At 70.0% G+C, this 16,354-nt stretch carries 12 protein-coding genes and 1 pseudogene; 8 read left to right on the top strand and 5 right to left on the bottom strand.

Annotated elements, in window-relative coordinates; translation table 11 throughout:
- The first annotated feature begins 56 nt into the window (after positions 1–56).
- The gene (locus ACZK5D_RS12630) at positions 57–1,115 is read left to right on the top strand and encodes an alpha/beta hydrolase family protein (protein ID WP_463665540.1); all 1,059 of its coding nucleotides are present in this window, start codon (positions 57–59) and stop codon (positions 1,113–1,115) included.
- Positions 1,116–1,543: 428 nt separating this feature from the next.
- Here the strand turns inward: ACZK5D_RS12630 and ACZK5D_RS12625 are convergent, their stop codons facing one another.
- On the bottom strand, positions 1,544–1,987 hold the full coding sequence (locus ACZK5D_RS12625; RefSeq protein WP_463665539.1) for an SRPBCC family protein: 444 nt from the start codon (positions 1,985–1,987) through the stop codon (positions 1,544–1,546).
- 161 nt (positions 1,988–2,148) lie between these two features.
- Here ACZK5D_RS12625 and ACZK5D_RS12620 point away from each other — a divergent pair, with 161 nt between their 5' ends.
- Together ACZK5D_RS12620 and ACZK5D_RS12615 are read left to right on the top strand one after the other, a co-directional pair.
- The gene (locus ACZK5D_RS12620) at positions 2,149–3,237 is read left to right on the top strand and encodes a DUF7485 domain-containing protein (RefSeq protein ID WP_463665538.1); all 1,089 of its coding nucleotides are present in this window, start codon (positions 2,149–2,151) and stop codon (positions 3,235–3,237) included.
- Positions 3,230–3,952 carry a DNA alkylation repair protein gene (locus tag ACZK5D_RS12615; RefSeq protein WP_463665537.1) on the top strand — a complete coding sequence of 241 codons (723 nt, stop codon included), beginning with the start codon at positions 3,230–3,232 and terminating at the stop codon, positions 3,950–3,952. Before ACZK5D_RS12620 ends, ACZK5D_RS12615 begins: the two co-directional genes overlap by 8 nt.
- A 9-nt stretch (positions 3,953–3,961) precedes the next feature.
- On the opposite strand, the gene ACZK5D_RS12610 is transcribed toward ACZK5D_RS12615, so the two are convergent.
- Together ACZK5D_RS12610 and ACZK5D_RS12605 are read right to left on the bottom strand one after the other, a co-directional pair.
- Entirely contained in the window at positions 3,962–4,834 is an 873-nt protein-coding gene (locus ACZK5D_RS12610; RefSeq protein ID WP_463665536.1) for a DUF4389 domain-containing protein, read from the bottom strand.
- Positions 4,835–4,889: 55 nt separating this feature from the next.
- Positions 4,890–6,824: an acyl-CoA dehydrogenase family protein gene (locus ACZK5D_RS12605; RefSeq protein ID WP_463665535.1), complete on the bottom strand. Its 1,935-nt coding sequence runs from the start codon at positions 6,822–6,824 to the stop codon at positions 4,890–4,892.
- Between the two features lie 444 nt (positions 6,825–7,268).
- On the opposite strand from ACZK5D_RS12605, the gene ACZK5D_RS12600 reads away from it, so the two are divergent.
- The 3 genes and pseudogenes from ACZK5D_RS12600 (at position 7,269) to ACZK5D_RS12590 (ending at position 10,066) form a co-directional block, all read left to right on the top strand.
- Positions 7,269–8,477 (top strand): acyltransferase family protein, encoded by a 1,209-nt coding sequence (locus ACZK5D_RS12600; protein ID WP_463665534.1) that lies wholly within the window; start codon positions 7,269–7,271, stop codon positions 8,475–8,477.
- 186 nt (positions 8,478–8,663) lie between these two features.
- Positions 8,664–9,020: pseudogene (locus ACZK5D_RS12595) on the top strand (HNH endonuclease signature motif containing protein); the annotation flags it as partial.
- A 47-nt stretch (positions 9,021–9,067) separates the two neighbouring features.
- Positions 9,068–10,066, top strand: a complete 999-nt coding sequence (locus tag ACZK5D_RS12590) for a toll/interleukin-1 receptor domain-containing protein (RefSeq protein ID WP_463665533.1) — start codon at positions 9,068–9,070, stop codon at positions 10,064–10,066.
- Between the two features lie 543 nt (positions 10,067–10,609).
- On the opposite strand, the gene ACZK5D_RS12585 is transcribed toward ACZK5D_RS12590, so the two are convergent.
- Both ACZK5D_RS12585 and ACZK5D_RS12580 read right to left on the bottom strand, forming a co-directional pair.
- Positions 10,610–12,676, bottom strand: a complete 2,067-nt coding sequence (locus tag ACZK5D_RS12585; RefSeq protein ID WP_463665532.1) for a hypothetical protein — start codon at positions 12,674–12,676, stop codon at positions 10,610–10,612.
- Positions 12,677–12,724: 48 nt separating this feature from the next.
- The gene (locus tag ACZK5D_RS12580) at positions 12,725–14,167 is read right to left on the bottom strand and encodes an MFS transporter (RefSeq protein WP_458995718.1); all 1,443 of its coding nucleotides are present in this window, start codon (positions 14,165–14,167) and stop codon (positions 12,725–12,727) included.
- A 144-nt stretch (positions 14,168–14,311) separates the two neighbouring features.
- On the opposite strand from ACZK5D_RS12580, the gene ACZK5D_RS12575 reads away from it, so the two are divergent.
- Together ACZK5D_RS12575 and ACZK5D_RS12570 are read left to right on the top strand one after the other, a co-directional pair.
- The gene (locus ACZK5D_RS12575) at positions 14,312–14,953 is read left to right on the top strand and encodes a TetR/AcrR family transcriptional regulator (protein WP_458995717.1); all 642 of its coding nucleotides are present in this window, start codon (positions 14,312–14,314) and stop codon (positions 14,951–14,953) included.
- Positions 14,954–15,319: 366 nt separating this feature from the next.
- The coding region (locus tag ACZK5D_RS12570; protein ID WP_463665531.1) for an IS110 family RNA-guided transposase at positions 15,320–16,354 on the top strand (1,035 nt) is incomplete at its 3' end.

Raw genomic sequence — 16,354 nt, 5'->3', positions numbered from 1 at the left:
ACGCACGTCGCCCGCACGCTCACCCACACCAACAGGCCCATCCAGAGGGAGGACCGATGACCGCCGAGGCGCCCACCCGGCCCACCACGCGCACCGATCACCGGGTCACCCTGCACGTGATCGCCGCCCTTGACGGGCACCCGCTCACCCTGCTGCGCATCCGCGGACGGCACGAGCCCACGCGGGAGCCGGTGATTCTGGTCCACGGCGCCGGGGTGCGCGGGGAGATCTTCAGGCCCCCCGTGTCGCGGACCCTGGTGGACGCGCTGATCGACGACGGCTGGGACGTATGGCTGCTCAACTGGCGGGCCTCCATCGACCTCGACCCCGTCGCCTGGACCCTCGACGACGCGGCCGCCTGGGACCATCCCGCCGCGGTGCGGTACGTGAGCGAGGTGTCCGGGTCGCCGTCGATGAAGGCGATCATCCACTGCCAGGGCTCGACGTCGTTCGCGATGGCGGCCGCGGCGGGGCTGCTGCCGCAGGTGACGACGATCGTGTCGAACGCCGTGTCGCTGCACCCGGTGATCCCGGCGGTGTCGGTGTTCAAGATCCGACGGCTCCGGCCGCTGATCCAGTCGCTCAGTCCCTACCTCAACCCGGCGTGGGGGGACGAGCCGGACTCGCTGTTCGCGCGGGCTGCGAGGGCCGCGGTGAACGCGACGCACCGCGAGTGCGACAACGCCGTCTGCCGGCAGGTGAGCTTCACCTACGGGGCGGGGCGTCCGGCGCTGTGGTCGCACTCGAACCTCGGCCCGGACGTGCACGAGTGGATCCGGGGCGAGTTCGGGAAGGTGCCGATGAGCTTCTTCGCCCAGATGGACGCCTGCGTGAGGGCGGGTCACCTGGTGTCGGTGTCGCGGCGGGAGGGGCTCCCGGAGGACTACGGCGTGAGCGCGCCGCAGACGGATGCCCGGTGGGTGCTGTACGCCGGGCGCGACAACCGCTGCTTCCTTCCCGAGAGCCAGGAGCGCACCTACCGGTGGTTGGAGGGGATTGAGCCGGGGAGGCACGCGCTGCACGTTGTGCCGGGGTACGGCCACCTGGACATCTTCCTGGGCCGCAACGCGGCGAGGGACATCTTCCCGGGCATGCTGGCGGAGTTGTCGCGCTGACCCCACCCGCCGGCTGAGCCGGGCCGCCTCTTTCCGCAGGTTGAGCCGGGCCGCCCATTTCTGCTGGTTGAGCCGGGCCGAAGGAGCGAAGCGACGCGTGACCGTGTCGAAACCTACGCTGGCTAGGGGTGTCGGTTGGGTTCCGCGGCGGCTGAGGGGGACCGGCCTCGCCCATGGGCGCCCTCGGCACGCCCAAAACCGCCGGCGTGCCTCGCCCAACGCCCGACCCACCGCGACCGGTCCCCCTCATCCACCGCTCCGCGGACACGTCGCGTCCCCTCACCGCTGGTTGAGCCGGGCCGAAGGAGCGAAGCGACGCACGCCCGCGTCGAAACCCACCCGGGATGGTCCGTGGACTCTCCCACGAGTCGACGATCCGGCCTACCGGAGGCTGTGACGAGGTCGGCGGCGCTGCGCGCCCGACCGGCTCACCCAGCGTCGGAGGCTGCGAGCAGCAGCGACAGCACCCGCCGGTAGCCGGCGCGCAGGACCAGCGCCGCCGTCGGCTGGAGGAAGCCCGGCAGCCAAGGCAGGTGCACCGACTGCTCCCAGCGGACGACGCTTCCCGTCGCCGACGGCGTGGCTGTGACGCGCACGTCACCCCTGATGACGCGACCCAGCTTCACGATGGTCGCGTCTGCGGGCTCGAACGTCAGCGACTCGAGGCGCATCGGGTCGTCGAACCCGAACCTGCCCACCGCCGTACGCCCCACGAACCGCGACCCCACCGCCAACTCGTCCGCCGACACCGCGGGGCTCACCCTGGTCAGGGGGATGAGCCGGTTGTGCGCACGCAGGTCGAGCACGCGACGCAGCGCCTCATCAGGCGGGCATGCGGCCGGGAGTTCGACGGTGAAGTGGGCCCGGGTCATCGCCCAATCGTAGGCGTGCGGGCCGGGCGGGCCAGGGCTCTGCATCTTTCTACCCATGTAGCGGCATCTGTGGATATATGCAGATGCCGCTGCATAGGTAGGAAGATGCAGACGGCCCTGGCCCCCGGGCCGGGCTATCGTGGGGCGGAGGAGGTTCGTTGATGATCCGCCCCGCATCTTCCCTTGTCGGAGCCTTGGCCGTCGCGCTGGGCGTCGCCGGCTGCGCACCCGGCCCTCCCTCCCCCACGCCCACGGCGAGCGGGTCGGCCTCGCAACCGGCATCCCCCAGCCCCGCGACCACACAGCCGAGCCCCACCCCTTCGGAGTCCCTCCTCGACTTCACCGCGGGCGAGCCCGTCCTGCTCGAGGCCCCGGGCGAACTCGGCCCCGACTGGTCGGAACTCCTCAGCCTCCCGTACGGGGAGGCCGACGACCAGCTGGGCACCTCCCTCGGCGGCGACGGCGAGGGCCTCGAGTGGGGCCCCAGCTACGGCACCCAGCTGCCCGACGGCACCTGGTGGATCCTCGACGCAGCCAACTTCCGCCTGGCCCACTACGACGAGACGGGCGGCTACCTCGGCGACGCCCCGCTCCCCGAGGAGCACCTCGCCCAAGGCGAGTTCTTCCAGTGGCAGTCCCCGCAGGCGCTGGCGGACGGCACCCTCGTGCTGCAGAGCACCACCCCGGACCGCCCCGGCCTGCTGCGCCTGTCCGCCGACGGCACCTTCAGCCAGGTGGACATGGCGGAGTTCGTCGCGCTGAAGACCACCGACGGCGAGACCGTCTTCGGCTTCGACGAGGAGGGCGCCCCTGTCGCGGTGGACCCGTCGAGCGGCGCAATCTCGCCCGTCGGGGACTTCACCGGCCAGGCGGGACTCGCCTACACCGTCGAGACCGAACCCGGCAGCATCTCGGTGACGCTCGGCGAACTGACGACCGCGATCCCACTCACGGCCGCCGAGTACCCCGACGCGTTGCTCTACCCCGTCATCGAGGCCGCGACCGGAACCGACGGCGTGCTCACCCTCCTGATCAACGGGATCGTCGAGCTGGAGCCCGGCACCGCCGTGGACACCCAGGCGCTCCTGCGCATCGACGAGACCGGCCGCGGCACCGTCGAGCCCCTCCCTCCCCTCTCCAGCGGGTCCGACCCCGGCGACGGCGCCCGCCTGGGCATCCGCCTTGGCGACGACCGGCCCTGGCTGATGATCGTCGGCGACGACGCCCTCACGGTCTACCGCCGTGGCTGAGGACTGGATCGCCGGCCTGGCCGCTGAGATCGACGGCGAGCTCCGCGCCCGGGCCATCCCCGAGCGGGCCGCGGGAGAGAAGGCGTACCTGAAGAGCGACCTCACGCACTACGGGGCCTCGGTGCCGGCCATGCGCGCCGCGGTCAGGGCCGCGATGGCAGGCGTCGCGCTGAACCACGACTCGCTCGTCGCGCTGGTCGAGGTCCTGTGGGCCGAGCCGGTGCACGAGCGCCGCGCGGCCGTCGTCGAGCTGCTGGAATCGCACCGCGGGCTCCTGGGCGTGGCGGACGCGGACCTGCTGGAACGGCTGCTGCGGGAGTCGCGGACGTGGGCGCTGGTGGACTCGCTGGCCGCCTCCGTCGTGGGGCCGCTGACCGAGGCGGATCCCGCGTGGGGACCCGTCCTGGACCGCTGGGCCGCCGACGGGGACTTCTGGATCAGGCGCTCCGCGCTGCTCGCCCATCTGATCCCGCTGCGCACCGGCGGCGGGGACTGGGCGCGCTTCACCCGCTTCGCGGACGCCATGCTGGAGGAGAAGGAGTTCTTCATCCGCAAGGCGATCGGCTGGATCCTCCGCGACACCGCCCGCCGGCGCCCCGAGCTGGTCTTCGACTGGCTGCTGCCGCGGGCGGCCCGGGCGTCGGGGCTGACCGTGCGGGAGGCGGTCAAGTACCTCGCGCCCGAGCAGCGCGACGCCGTCATGGCAGCCCGCTGACTCGGGCGGTCAGGCGGTCGGCGGTGGCGGAGGCTGCTGGGTCGATGGCGGAGGCTGGGTCGAAGGTGGTGGCGGGGACGGGGGCTGCGCCGACGGCGGAGGCTGGGTCGGAGGTGTCGGCGGCGGGAACGGGGGCTGGGCCGACGGCGGGGCGTCGTCGGTGGGCCAACCATCGTCCCAGGTGGGCGGCAGCGGCATCAGCCGTGGGCCGCCAGGCTCGTAGGGGCCCTGGTCCAGCCGGAATGGCGGGTAGTCGTCCGTCATGAGGAGCGTGTAGGCCGTCACGCGCAGCTGCCACCGGCTGAACCCCATGGCCACCCGGTAGACCTGCTGCGGGTAAGTGCCGGACACCAGCACCATGATGAGCGCGATCAGGACGAGGATCGGGACCAGGCCGGGCCAGTTGGTGTCGGTGGTGACCTGCCCCGCCTCGTTGTTGTGGGGGCGGCTGAAGCCGAACAGCACGGCCAGGATGATGTAGTGCGGGATGGCCAGCAGCCACCACTTCAACAGCACCAGCCCGCGGGAGAGCCGCTCGGGGTAGCGCACGTCCAGCCGCGCGGGGTAGTCCGGCACGTCAGCGAGCGTGAACGGCGGGTAGCGGTCCGTGGCGCCGACGTTGTAGAGGTAGTAGGAGAGGCGCCATCCCCACCGCATCATGCCGACGAGGTAGTCGAACGCGGCGCGGGGGTACTGCCCGGTGATGAGGATCGCGATCAACGCCCAGAGCCAGGCGAACACGGCGCCGATGGCGAGAAAGGCGAGCGCGATGTAGTGCGGGAAGGCCAGGAGCCACTTCACCAGCCAGAGAGCACGCGACACGTCCGGTCGTTCGGCGCCCTCGACGGCGACAGGGGCATCGGGACCGCGGAACGTATCCATGTCCATAAGGCGAATTCTTCCACTACGACCGGTAGAAGATGACCGTTCCGGCCGGTCAGGTCACGCGCGGGATCCGGCGACGGACGTCCTCCACCGTCGCGGGTCCCGGCTCCCACGCCGCGACCCACGGCAGGTCGTCGGCGACGTGCAGAACCCCGTCCTCCAGCCGCGCACGATGCCCGTCGAGCACCCGGCGCGCGAGGTGCCGGTCGCTGCGGTCGGAGTTGTGCCACAGCGCCCCGAACAGCGCATCGACCCTCACTCTGGACTGCTCACAGAACGCCGCCGCGAGTTCCACCCCCTCGGGACTGGTCTCCCGCTCCGCCGTCGCCCGCACGCACGCGGCGGACATGGCGAACAGCTCGGCGCCGATGTCGACGATCCGGCCCAGGTACGCCTGCCGATGCTCCAACCGGCCCTGCCAGCGGGCCATCCCCGCGAAGATCGACCTGGCGAGGCGCCTGGCCGCCCGCTCCACGTACCGTAGGTGCTCGGCCAGCGGCCCGTGCTCCCGGTACGCCCCGGGCACGGTGCCCGCACCGACGGCGAGCATCGGCAGCCACTTGGCGTAGAAGGCGGAGGCCCTCGCCACCGCCTCGGCGCGGGCGCGCGTCGTCGCGTCGGGGTCGATGATCTCGCCGGCCACCTCGAGGTGCACGTCGACAGCCTCGCGCGCGATGAGGAGGTGCATGATCTCCGTGGATCCCTCGAAGATGCGGTTGATGCGGATGTCGCGCATGAGCTGCTCGACCTCCGCGGGGCGCTCGCCTCGGGCGGCCAGCGACTCGGCGGTCTCGTAGCCGCGGCCACCGCGGATCTGGACCAGGTCGTCGATGATCCGCCACGCCATCTCGGAGGCGTAGAGCTTGACCAGCGCCGCCTCGATGCGGATGTCGTTGGCGTCGTCGTCGGCCAGCATGCTCGCCAGGTCAAGCATCGACTCCATGCCGTAGGTGGTGGCCGCGATGAACGCGATCCGGGTGGCGATGGCCTCGTGGTCCCCCACGCGTCGGCCCCACTGCACCCGCTCCGCAGCCCAGCCGCGGGCCACGTGCAGCGACCACTTCGACGCGCCCACGCACATCGCGGGCAGCGACAGCCGGCCGGTGTTGAGGGTGGCCAGGGCGATCTTCAGCCCCTTGCCGGCGTCGCCCAGGACGTTGGCCGCAGGCACCCGCACCTGGTGGAACCGGATGAGGGCGTTCTCGATGCCGCGCAGGCCGACGAAGGTGTTGCGCCGCTCGACCGTGATACCGGGCGAGTCCGCCTCCACGACGAACGCGGTGATCCCTCCCCTGCCGCCGGCGGTGGCCGGGACGCGGGCGAGCACGACGAACAGGCCGGCGATGGTGCCGTTGGTGGCCCACAGCTTCAGCCCGTCGAGGACGTAGGAATCGCCGTCGGGCGTGGCCGTGGTGGCGAGGCGCGCGGGATCGGATCCGACGTCTGGCTCGGTGAGCAGGAACGCCGACACCTCACCGGCGGCCACGCGCGGGAGGTATGCCTCCTGCTGTGCCGCGGTGCCGAACATCTTCACCGGCTGCGGCACGCCGATGGACTGGTGGGCCGACAGCATCGCGGAGACCGCGGGGTTGGCCGAGCCGATCAGCATCAGCGCCTTGTTGAAGTAGTACTGGGTGAGCCCCTGGCCGCCGTGCGACTCGGGCACCTTCATCCCGAACGCCCCGATCCGGGCCAGGTCGGCGAAGGTCTCGTCGGGAATCATCGCCTCCCGCTCGATCCGGGCGCCGTCGATCCGGCGGCACGCCTCCTCGACGCGGGTCAGGTAGTTCTCCCCCTTGGCCCTGGCCGCCGGGCTGGGCGTGGGCCAGGGCTCGATGAGGTCCAGCCGCAGTCTGCCGAGGAACAGCTCCTTGCCGAAGCTGGGCTTCGTCCACTCGGTCTGTCGTGCCGCCTCCGCAACTGTGCGGGCCTCGCGGGCGCTGGGACCTTGGGTGGGCGCGGTTGTGGGGTGAGTCGTGGTGCTCATGATGCCCTCCAGGAACTCATTCCACGATACTCCTGGGCGGTCTCCGACGAGGCAGCAACGGCAGCCCACCCTGCTGGCTGAGGTGGGGAGCGAAGCGACGATCCCACCACCGCTGGCTGACTTGTAGGAACGCTCCTCCTTGCGCCACAAGGGACACCCGCGGCCCCGGACGCTGAGGTGCGAGGAGCGAAGCGACGATGATCCCTCCCCGCTGGCTGAGTGCGAGGAGCGAAGCGACGATCCCACCCCGCTGGCTGAGGTGCGAGGAGCGAAGCGACGAGCCTCGAAGCCTCGAGAACGTTCCTTGTCAGCTCAAGTTTCTGAGCCTTCGAGGCTGCTACGCGACACCTCGGCCCGCGGAGGGCGCGGCACGCGACCCACGCGAGACTGCCCGGCAGCCGCCGCTCCTTGTCAGCCGGGGACGACGGCGGGACACTCTGATCCATGGAGGCCGCACCCTCGACGGGTCGTCGCGCCTGGCTCGACACCCTCAAGACCCTGCTGATCTGCCTGGTCATCGTCATCCACGGCGTCCTCAGCTACGCCGGCACGGTCGAGGTGTGGACGTACAGCGAGTTCCGCGAAGTGACCCTGAGCCTTGCGACGGAGGCCGTCCTGTTCGTGCTGGTCGTGCCACTCGGCCTGGTGATGATGCCTCTGCTGTTCCTGGTCTCCGGGCTCGTGGCCGCGCCGTCGATGGCCCGGCGCGGCCCGGCAGGCTTCGCGCGCGACAGGCTCATGCGGCTGGGGATCCCGTTCGCCGTCTTCGTGCTCCTGCTTCAGCCCACCCTCACCTACCTCATGCGCCGCTCGATCGGCCGCGACACCGTCACCTGGGCGGAGGAGTTTCTCGGCACCGGCCGGCTCGACACCGGACCGGCGTGGTTCGTCGGCGTCCTGCTGATCTTCTCGCTCGCGTACGCGGCGCTGGTGCGGCTGACCGGCCGCGACCCCGCGTCGGCGCGCCCGGTCACGCTCACCCACCTGCTCACGCTCGCGGCCGCCGTCGCCGCCGCCTCGTGGGCGGTGCGGCTGCAGTACAGCTACGGGTCGGAGGCCGGCCCGAGCGACCTCAACTTCTGGGAGTGGCCGGAACTTCTGGGAGTGGCCGGCATGCCTGGCCGCGTTCGCGGTGGGTGTGGCGTCGTCGGGTGGGTCTGCCGACGGATCGTGGCTCGACGGCGTCCCGGTGGGACTGGCGAGGCGGTGCCGAACCGTCACGGTCGCGGCGTTGGCTGCGATGACGCTGTTGGTGGTCTCGGCAGGGATGGCGGGGCGGATTCCCGCGTTGCTCGGGGGGCCCGGCCCGTGGGCAGCCGCCTTTGCGGTGGTGGAGGCGCTGTTGGTGGTCTGCGGTCCGGTGTGGCTCGTCGGCGTCGCGCAACGGACCATGGGCCGGTGCTGGCGCGGCGACACGGCGTTGTCGCGGCTCAGCTACGCGGCGTTCCTGCTTCAGGGGATTCCGCTGCTCGCGCTGGCCGTACTCCTCAGACCGGTCGCGGCACCCGCGGAGGTGAAGGCGCTGGCGGTCGCGGCCGGCGGGCTCGTCGGCTCCTTCGGCCTCGCCTGGGTGGCAGTGCGGCTGCGGGGGCTGCGGCGGGCACTCTGAGGCGGGAGCATCCTGCGCCACAGGCGGGTAGCGAGGCCGTCTGACAAGGTTATTCACGTCTCCCGACGGCGTAGCCAACGGTTTCCTGGATGCTCGTCTGGACGGCCAGAAATTGCCCGAAGAATTTCTTGCTGGGAGGGCTTTCCGGGCCTGTTCCTGTCGGTGGTCGTTGACAGAATAGTTCACATGAGCGAGACGGTGATGGACCTGGGGCAGCGGTATCTCGCTGCGCTGTGGGACGCCGCCGGCGCGTCCACATCACCCTGGACTACAACACGCTGGTTACGGGCCTCGGGCAGGTGACGACGCTTGGTGTGGGCGGGATCGACGGGCTGTCGGCCGGTGCAGAAGGAAAGATGGCCTGCGACGCACGCCTGACCCCCATGGTCCTGGGCACCGCATCCCGCACCCTCGACGGCGGCCGCACCCACCGCCACTTCACCCCCGCCCTCCGCGCCGCGATCACCCAACGCGACCAAGGATGCGTGTTTCCCGGCCGCACCGCCACCCCCGCCGCCTGTGAGGCGCATGACATCATCCCCTGGTGGACAGGCGGACCCACGAGTCCGGCCAACCTCGCAAGGTAGGAATCTGCCTACTCGGAGGTGGACCGGGCACCAGCTATGGTGGCCGAGTGCCGCCAGATGACAAGAAGTACGACGTTGCTCTTTCGTTCGCTGGAGAACAAAGGGAGTATGTTGAGGCCACCGCCTCGTTGCTGCGCGATGCTGGCGTCAAAGTGTTCTACGACGACTATGAGGCTGCCCAGCTTTGGGGGAAGAATCTTGTAGAGCATTTTGACTGGGTCTATCGGCAGGCCAGCGAGTACTGCGTGATGTTTGTCTCCGGCGATTATGCCAAGAAGGCTTGGACCTCTGTCGAACGACGGAGCGCCCAGGCGCGGGCGATGAACGATCGCGCGGAGTATATTCTCCCAGTCAGATTCGACGACACAGAGATTCCTGGCCTGCTCCCCACCATAAGCTACCTTCGGGCCGAATCTATGCAGCCACGGGGGCTGGCCTCGGCAATCATCGAGAAGCTCGGCCCGCGTGAACTTGCTCCTGCCTTTCCGCAGAATGTCGACGAACTCTTCAAGGCGCTAGGCGTCAAGGACCGTAGTCAGCGGGAACGGCGGAAGCGCCGAGAAGTCCGCCGTGTGGCTGAGTCGTTCTATGAAGCACTAGGCCGGATGACGGAGGGTGAGCGGTTGGCTGTGTGCGGGTTGCTGGCTTTCGGCTGCCCAGCAGAGTTGCCTGACGGGGTGCACATAAGCCTTGATCTACTCAGCCGCATGATTGACCAGCCCGCGTCAGAAATTCTGGACAATCTGTCGACCATCCGAAGTCTCAACATTCATGTAGTTAATCGAGAGCCATCGGAAGAACACGATGATCACGAACTCATCCCTGATGATCGAGATATCCTGCTGGCCTTCTGGTCCTCGGCAGTTCCGGACTGCGGCGACGCGACGACGATTGCATACCAAATGATTCATTGTGCCACGGAACACTTCTGCGCAGACCATGGACTGTCCGTAGTCACGGGACTAGACTTCACCAACCTAGCCCCCAGCGATCTTGTGAGGCCAGTCCAGATCCCAGCGCCGAAGGCGCTTAACTTGACCAGTTAGCCGCATAACTCGGTTGGATGGCCGGGAGCAACTCGCTGGTGAACTCACGTTGGTTTCGACGCGGGCGCGCGTCGCTTCGCTCCTCACGGCCCGGCTCAACCAGCGGGACTACCGCTGGCTGACTGAGGTGTGAGGAGCGTCAGCGACGAGCCTCGAAGCCTGAGATGAGAAACGTTCCTTGTCAGCTCCCGTTTTCTAGGCTTCGAGGCCGCTACGCGGCACCTCAGCCAGCTGGTAGGGGCACAGGGGCGGCTGGGACAGCAGGGAGGTGGGCGATGGGGGGAGGCAGGGGCGGTGGGTACAGCAGGGCGGTGGGTGGTGGGGGCCGGGGCAGGTTGGGTGGGCGTTGCTGACGGCGCAGGCGCGAAGCGCCACCGCCGGAAGTATGGGCGGCCCGGCCCCCACCACCCACCGCCCCACCCGACCACACACAATGGGGGCCAAGTTCCCTTGTCAACGCACGTTTCTTAGGCTTCGAGGCCGCTGCGCGGCACCTCAGCCAGCGGAGGGGCGGCACCCCGGCCTCGCCCGCGGGCTGGGGTGTCAGTCGGCGATCACCCTCGCCCGGGCGATGTTGTGCACCCGCCCCACGGAGGTGCCGCGATCCGCGGGATCCTGACTGGTGACCCTGGCCGCGACGAAGTAGGTGCCCGGCCGGTCGAAGCTCGTGGAGAACGCCTCCACCCTCGAGGTGCCGCCGTCCAGCTCCCGGGTCTGGCCGAAGTCCCCGACGCCGGCAAGGTCGAGGGCGAGCTCGCGGAGGGGGAGGCCTCCCGACGGCAACTCGGCCGCGACCACGACGTCGACCACCTCACCAGCGCGCACCCGAGCCACTTGGGCGCCGTTGACCAGCACCTCCACCACCGGTTGGACCCCCGCACGCTCGCTCGCGGCCGCAGGAATGGCCACCTGGCCGTCTGAGACGGTGTACGACGTGGTCCGCGCCGGCTCCACCCCGTCCTCCACCCAGGCGGCGAGCTGGCGCAGCGCCGCATGCAGGGCGCCGACGTAGGAGACGGTGTGCGTCCGCTCCTCCTGGCCCTCGGAGTCTCCGTGCGTCGCGTTGTCCATGAACCACAGGCGGAACCGGTGGCTCGCGTCGCCGCCGGCGTGCTCGTCGACGCGGCGCCGGTACCAGTCGGCCTGCCAGGGGAAGGCCTCCCTGTCGAGGAGGCAGGCTACGACGATCATCTTGCCGGTCACCGCCCCGGTAGGCACGGTCCCCGACGCGCTGGCCGTGAACAGGGGGCCCAGCAGCATCTGGCGCTGCGGGTAGATCGCCGAGCCCGACTCGTCGCGGAACTGGTCCCACACCTCGTACTCGGACCCCGGCACCTGGTGCCGGTGGTAGGTCTGGGCGGCGAGGAAGTTGGAGTTGTCCAGGACGACGGGGTTGCCCGCAGCGAGCAGCGCGGCGGTCGCGGCCTGTCCCGGCTCGAGGTGCACGACGTCCCCGTCGACCGACTCCACGCGGAGGGTCTGCCCCGCCGCCGCGCCGCCCGTGACGCGCAGCTCGGCACCCAGCATCCACCCCGATGGGGGCGGGTCGAGCCGAAGCTCCACCGGAGCCGCGACCACCCCGCCCGCGTTCCGGAACGACTCGTCGACGCCCCCGGCGCCGGCGGCATCCAGGCCGGCCTCACCCGACCCCAGGCCCACGATCATGGCCTCGTGCACCACCCGGTCGGCGTGGACGCCGGACTCCGGATCCGCGCCGAGGTAGCCGGGCTGCGTCCAGAAGTCGTCGGGATACGAGGGATCGGCGGCGAGCACCCCGGGGTAGAGCGCGCTGAAGCCGTGCATGCCCATCGTGCGCCAGCCGAACCACGAGCGCACCGGGAAGCCCATGCGGGTGACCTCCTCGAAGGCGGCCCGCTGCTCGGCGTTCAGGGTCAGCGACGACGGGTCACCGCCCACGTCGTAGGCGTCGGCGATGCCGGGGAGCACGTCGCGGAGGACGCGCTGGGCGTGCATCCTCACGCAGAACACGTTGGGCATCGCCATGGGGCTGCCGATGACGTAGGGCACGAAGCCGTCCCACACGCCCGACGTGTTCTCGGCCGCGCCGATGGTGCGGAACCCGCCACCGCTGCCGCCGTACAGATAGCCGTAGGGCCGGTGATCGCCGTAGATCGCGCGGGCGACCTCACGGGAGAACTGCGCCGCGGCCGCGTTGGCACGGTAGGCGCCGATCGTCGGATCCATCCCGGAGAAGGGATTGGCCGCGTCCGGCCCGCCGCCGTTGGTCTCGACGAGGTAGCCGCCGCTCGTGAGGGCGAAGGTGATCTTGTCCTCCTCGCCCGTGGCGAGCGGGGCGAGGTTCTCGCTCTGCGGCACGGGCGTCACGTGCTGGAAGAACCGCACCTGGTAGCCCTCGGCCGGCGGGAAATAGAAGGAGAAGCGCGTGTCGGTGCCGGCGAACCCCCCGTGGACGTACCGGTGCGGCACGGGGAGGGCACGTGCCTCGTCGACGTCGACATAGGGCGCCTCGAACCCAGGAACGTCGAGCTGCCAGGTGTCCGGGAGGCCTGCGTCCGCGTCGGGGCGGAGCGACGAGCGGCTGGGCTCTCCGGCGGGGATCGCCCTGTCGGCGAGGAGGGAGTCGGTCATGGGTCTGCCTTCGTCTCGTTGCGGAAGATGGTGTGGTGGATCCCGGCTCTACCGGGCGCGCTTGACGGGAAGGATGGCCACGGCGGCGATCGTGACGATCACCGCGCCCATGATCCAGACCCCGGAGTAACCGCCCGTGAAGGCGACGAGCTGCCCGGCGAGCAGGGGGCCGAGCGCCTGGCCGAGGTTGCCGCCGAGGGCGCTCATGCCGAGATCCCGCCCGGCCGTGCGCTTGTCCTGGATGACGTCGATGAACAGCGCCTGGTCCACCACCATGTACCCACCCAGCGCGATCCCGCTGATCACAGCCTGGATGAACAAGGCGGGCAGCGAGGGCCAGAACAGCGGCAGGAGGAACGAGGCCGCCATCAGCACCGAGGTCCAGAACACGAACGGCTTGCGGCGCTGGATGCGGTCCGACCAGCGGCCGCACACGAGCATCGACACCACCATGCCCGGGAGGGCGACGAGGCCGAGGAGCGGGGCCAGCTGGGTGGCCTCGGCCGCGCTAAGCGCCGGGCGGATGTAGCTCTGCATCATGAAGAAGCCGAACGCCGTCGACACGGCGTAGCCGAACATCATCACGATCTTGGCGAGCCAGACCCAGCGGTAGTCGGCATCGCGCAGCGGGATCAGGAACGACGCGAAGAACCCGCCCCAGCGCATGGGGGCGACCTCCAGCCCCCGGGAGGAACGGTCGGGCGCCATGAAGACGAATGCCAGGCACAACGCGAGCATCACCCCGGCGAACACGTAGTAGACGTCCAGCCCAATCGAGCCGAACAGGACGCCGGCCAGGACGCCGCCGAACACGCCGCCCACCATGCTGCCCAGGCCCGTGATCGCCGAGGCGCCCCCGAGCTTGTCCTCCCGGACGCGGTCCGCGACGGTGGTGTTGAGCGGCCCCTGGGCGATGTTGACCACCAGCTGCGCCAGCGCCCAGAAGACGGCGACGAGCAGGATCGAGTTCGCGTACCGCAGACCCACCAGCAGGCCCGAGCCGATCACGGCCCCGCCGAGGATCCACGGCGCCCTGCGCCCCCAGCCGGACCGGGTGCGGTCCGACAGCACGCCGGTGATGGGCTGGATGAACATGGTGACGAAGACGCCGATGGCGCTGACCAGCGCCAGGCTCTGGGCGCGGGCGGCATCGAAGCCGGCGAGGATGCCCAGGAGCCGGGTCTGCTCGGCGGTGGGCTGCACCGCCCCGGCGTCGACCTGGGCCTTGAGGTTGTTCAGTGCCACCAGGTCGACGGCGGCGTCGAGCCCCGTGAACCACTCGCGGAAGGCGATGCCCTGGATGTGGTTGGGCAGGATCACCCCGGCAGCGGCGCCCCAGAGCGCGACGATGCCCGCGGTGGCGAGGCCGTACCAGAGCAGGTATTTGCGGTACGGGCGCCCGCCCGAGTACCGGGCGGACGTGCCCGGGCTGGACGGCTCCTCCGTCATGGGGGCTTCGGCCTCGACGGCCGGCGATTCGGGGGTGGTCATGGGTGTGTGCTCCTCCTTGAGCGGCGTGGGCCTCGTGTCCCAAAACCAAGGAAAGCATGCTTTTCAGTCCGGGTCAACGACTGGACTCTGGGCCCAGTGCGCCCAAAGGTTGCGCCAAGCCTTGTTTTGGGTGACAGTGGGAGCGTGACCGACACCACCGCCCCTCGGAAACGAGGTCCCTACGCCAAGACACGTAAACGGCGCGAGCAGATCGGCCGCGCCGCCCTCGCGCTCGTCAACGACAAGGGGCATGAGAACGTGGCCGTCGCCGACGTGGTCGAGCTGTCCGGGCTGCCGGAGGCCACGGTCCTCTACCACTGCCCCACGCGGGACCACCTGTTCGTGGCCGCCCTCGAGCAGGCCGACCTCGACAGCGCGAGCGAACAGTTGAGACGCACGGGGGACCCCGCTGAAGGGATCCGCGCGTTGGCCGCCGCCGACAGGGGGCACCGCAACCGGGTCCGGCTCTTCACCGTCCAGTCCGCCAACGCCAGCGCGCCGGGGCACCCCGCCCACGAGTGGTTCATGGCCCGCGCCGCTATGGTCCGCCGCACCTGGGGGGAGTTGCTGGTGAGTCTCCAGCAGGAGGGCCGGGCTCATCCGGACATCGAGCCTGAGCAGTTCGCCCGGCAGATGGCCGCCGTCTGGGACGGCCTCCAGGTCCAGTGGTTGGTCAGCCCGGACTTCGACCTGCCAGGCGAGGTCGCCGACGCCTTCCGTGCCCTGACCCGGGCCGACTCCCTCGCCGCGCGTCGGGCTATCGAGCTCGCCGTCGCCGACCTGTAGGCCGGCCCTCCCCCCGACAGCTGGTTGAGCCGGGCCGCAAGGAGCGCAGCGACGAGCCGTACTCGCTGGCTGAGGTGCGAGGAGCGAAGCGACGAGCCTCGAAGCTGTGAGTCTGGTGTCACCACCTCATTGGTGGTGTTGTTGGGATCGACGGTCGCGTCGTGACTCTCCTCGAAGCTGGCCCTCCGGGTGCCTTGGTCAGGACATGTCCGGCGTGAGCGTCGACCCCGACCCGAGCAGAAACCAGTGGCCTGATTCAGGAGCTTGACCAACCAGCGTCAGCAGCGCCGGTTGTGTCCCATCACAGTTGTGCCTAGTCCCTGCCCGGATCGGAACCCGATGGTTGACGTCCATGGAAGGGGACGCATGTCCAGTGTGAAGAATCTCCGCGAGCTTGTCGACCTCGTGATCGGGGTCGACACCCACGAGCAGTTCCACGTCGCCGCGGCCGTTGACGCGGTCACCGGCGGGGTGCTCGACACGATCAAGACCCCGGCCGACCCGGCCGGCTATCAGCAGCTCATCGACTGGGCCCACACCCGTCCCGGCCGGCGCGGGTGGGCCATCGAGGGCACCAACAGCCACGGCATCGGCCTGACCCGCGCCCTGGCCGGCGAACTGGTGGTCGAGGTCGACCGACCAGAGCGGATCAAGCGCCGCAACGGCGCAAAGTCCGACTCCATCGACGCGGTCCGGGCAGCCCGGGACGCGTTGGGCCGGGACTCCCTGTCCACCCCGCGGGCGGTCACCGGTGACCGTGCCGCGCTCCAGGTCCTTGTCACCAGCAGACACCTGACGATCACGCAGGCCACCGACACCGAACGCCAACTCCGCTCGATGGTGCTCACCGCCCCCGACGAGCTCCGGTCACGGTTCACCGGCCGCAAGACCGCCCCGATGGTCACCCAGGCCCTGAAACTACGACCCCACACCAATGACGACCCCCTGACCGGGATCCTGATGCCGGTACTGAAGGAACTCGCACAGCGGGCCCGGTCGCTGCGGCTCTACGCCAAGGCCCTGCAACGGCAGATCCTCGACATCGTCAGGAAGTGGCGCCCTGACCTGCTCGACCTCAACGGCGTCGGACCGATCGTCGCGGCGAGCCTGCTGCTGGTGTGGTCCCATCCCGGACGCGTCCACTCCGAGGCCGCATTCGCGATGCTCTCCGGAACCGCCCCCATCCCGGCCACCAGCGGCACACAACAGACCAGACACCGCCTTAACCGCTCCGGCGACCGCCACCTCAACCAGGCCATCCACACCATCATCCTCTGCAGACAACGCAACGACCCAGCCACCAAGGCCTACATCGAACGCCGCACCGCTGAAGGCCGAACCAAGCGAGAGATCCGCCGCTGCCTCAAACGATACGTCGCCCGCCAGACCTTCAGAATCCTC

This window comes from Tessaracoccus yangjingae (genome assembly GCF_055326235.1).
The sequence above is the reverse complement of the archived record's forward strand: the minus strand, read 5'-3'. Positions and strand labels throughout refer to the sequence as shown.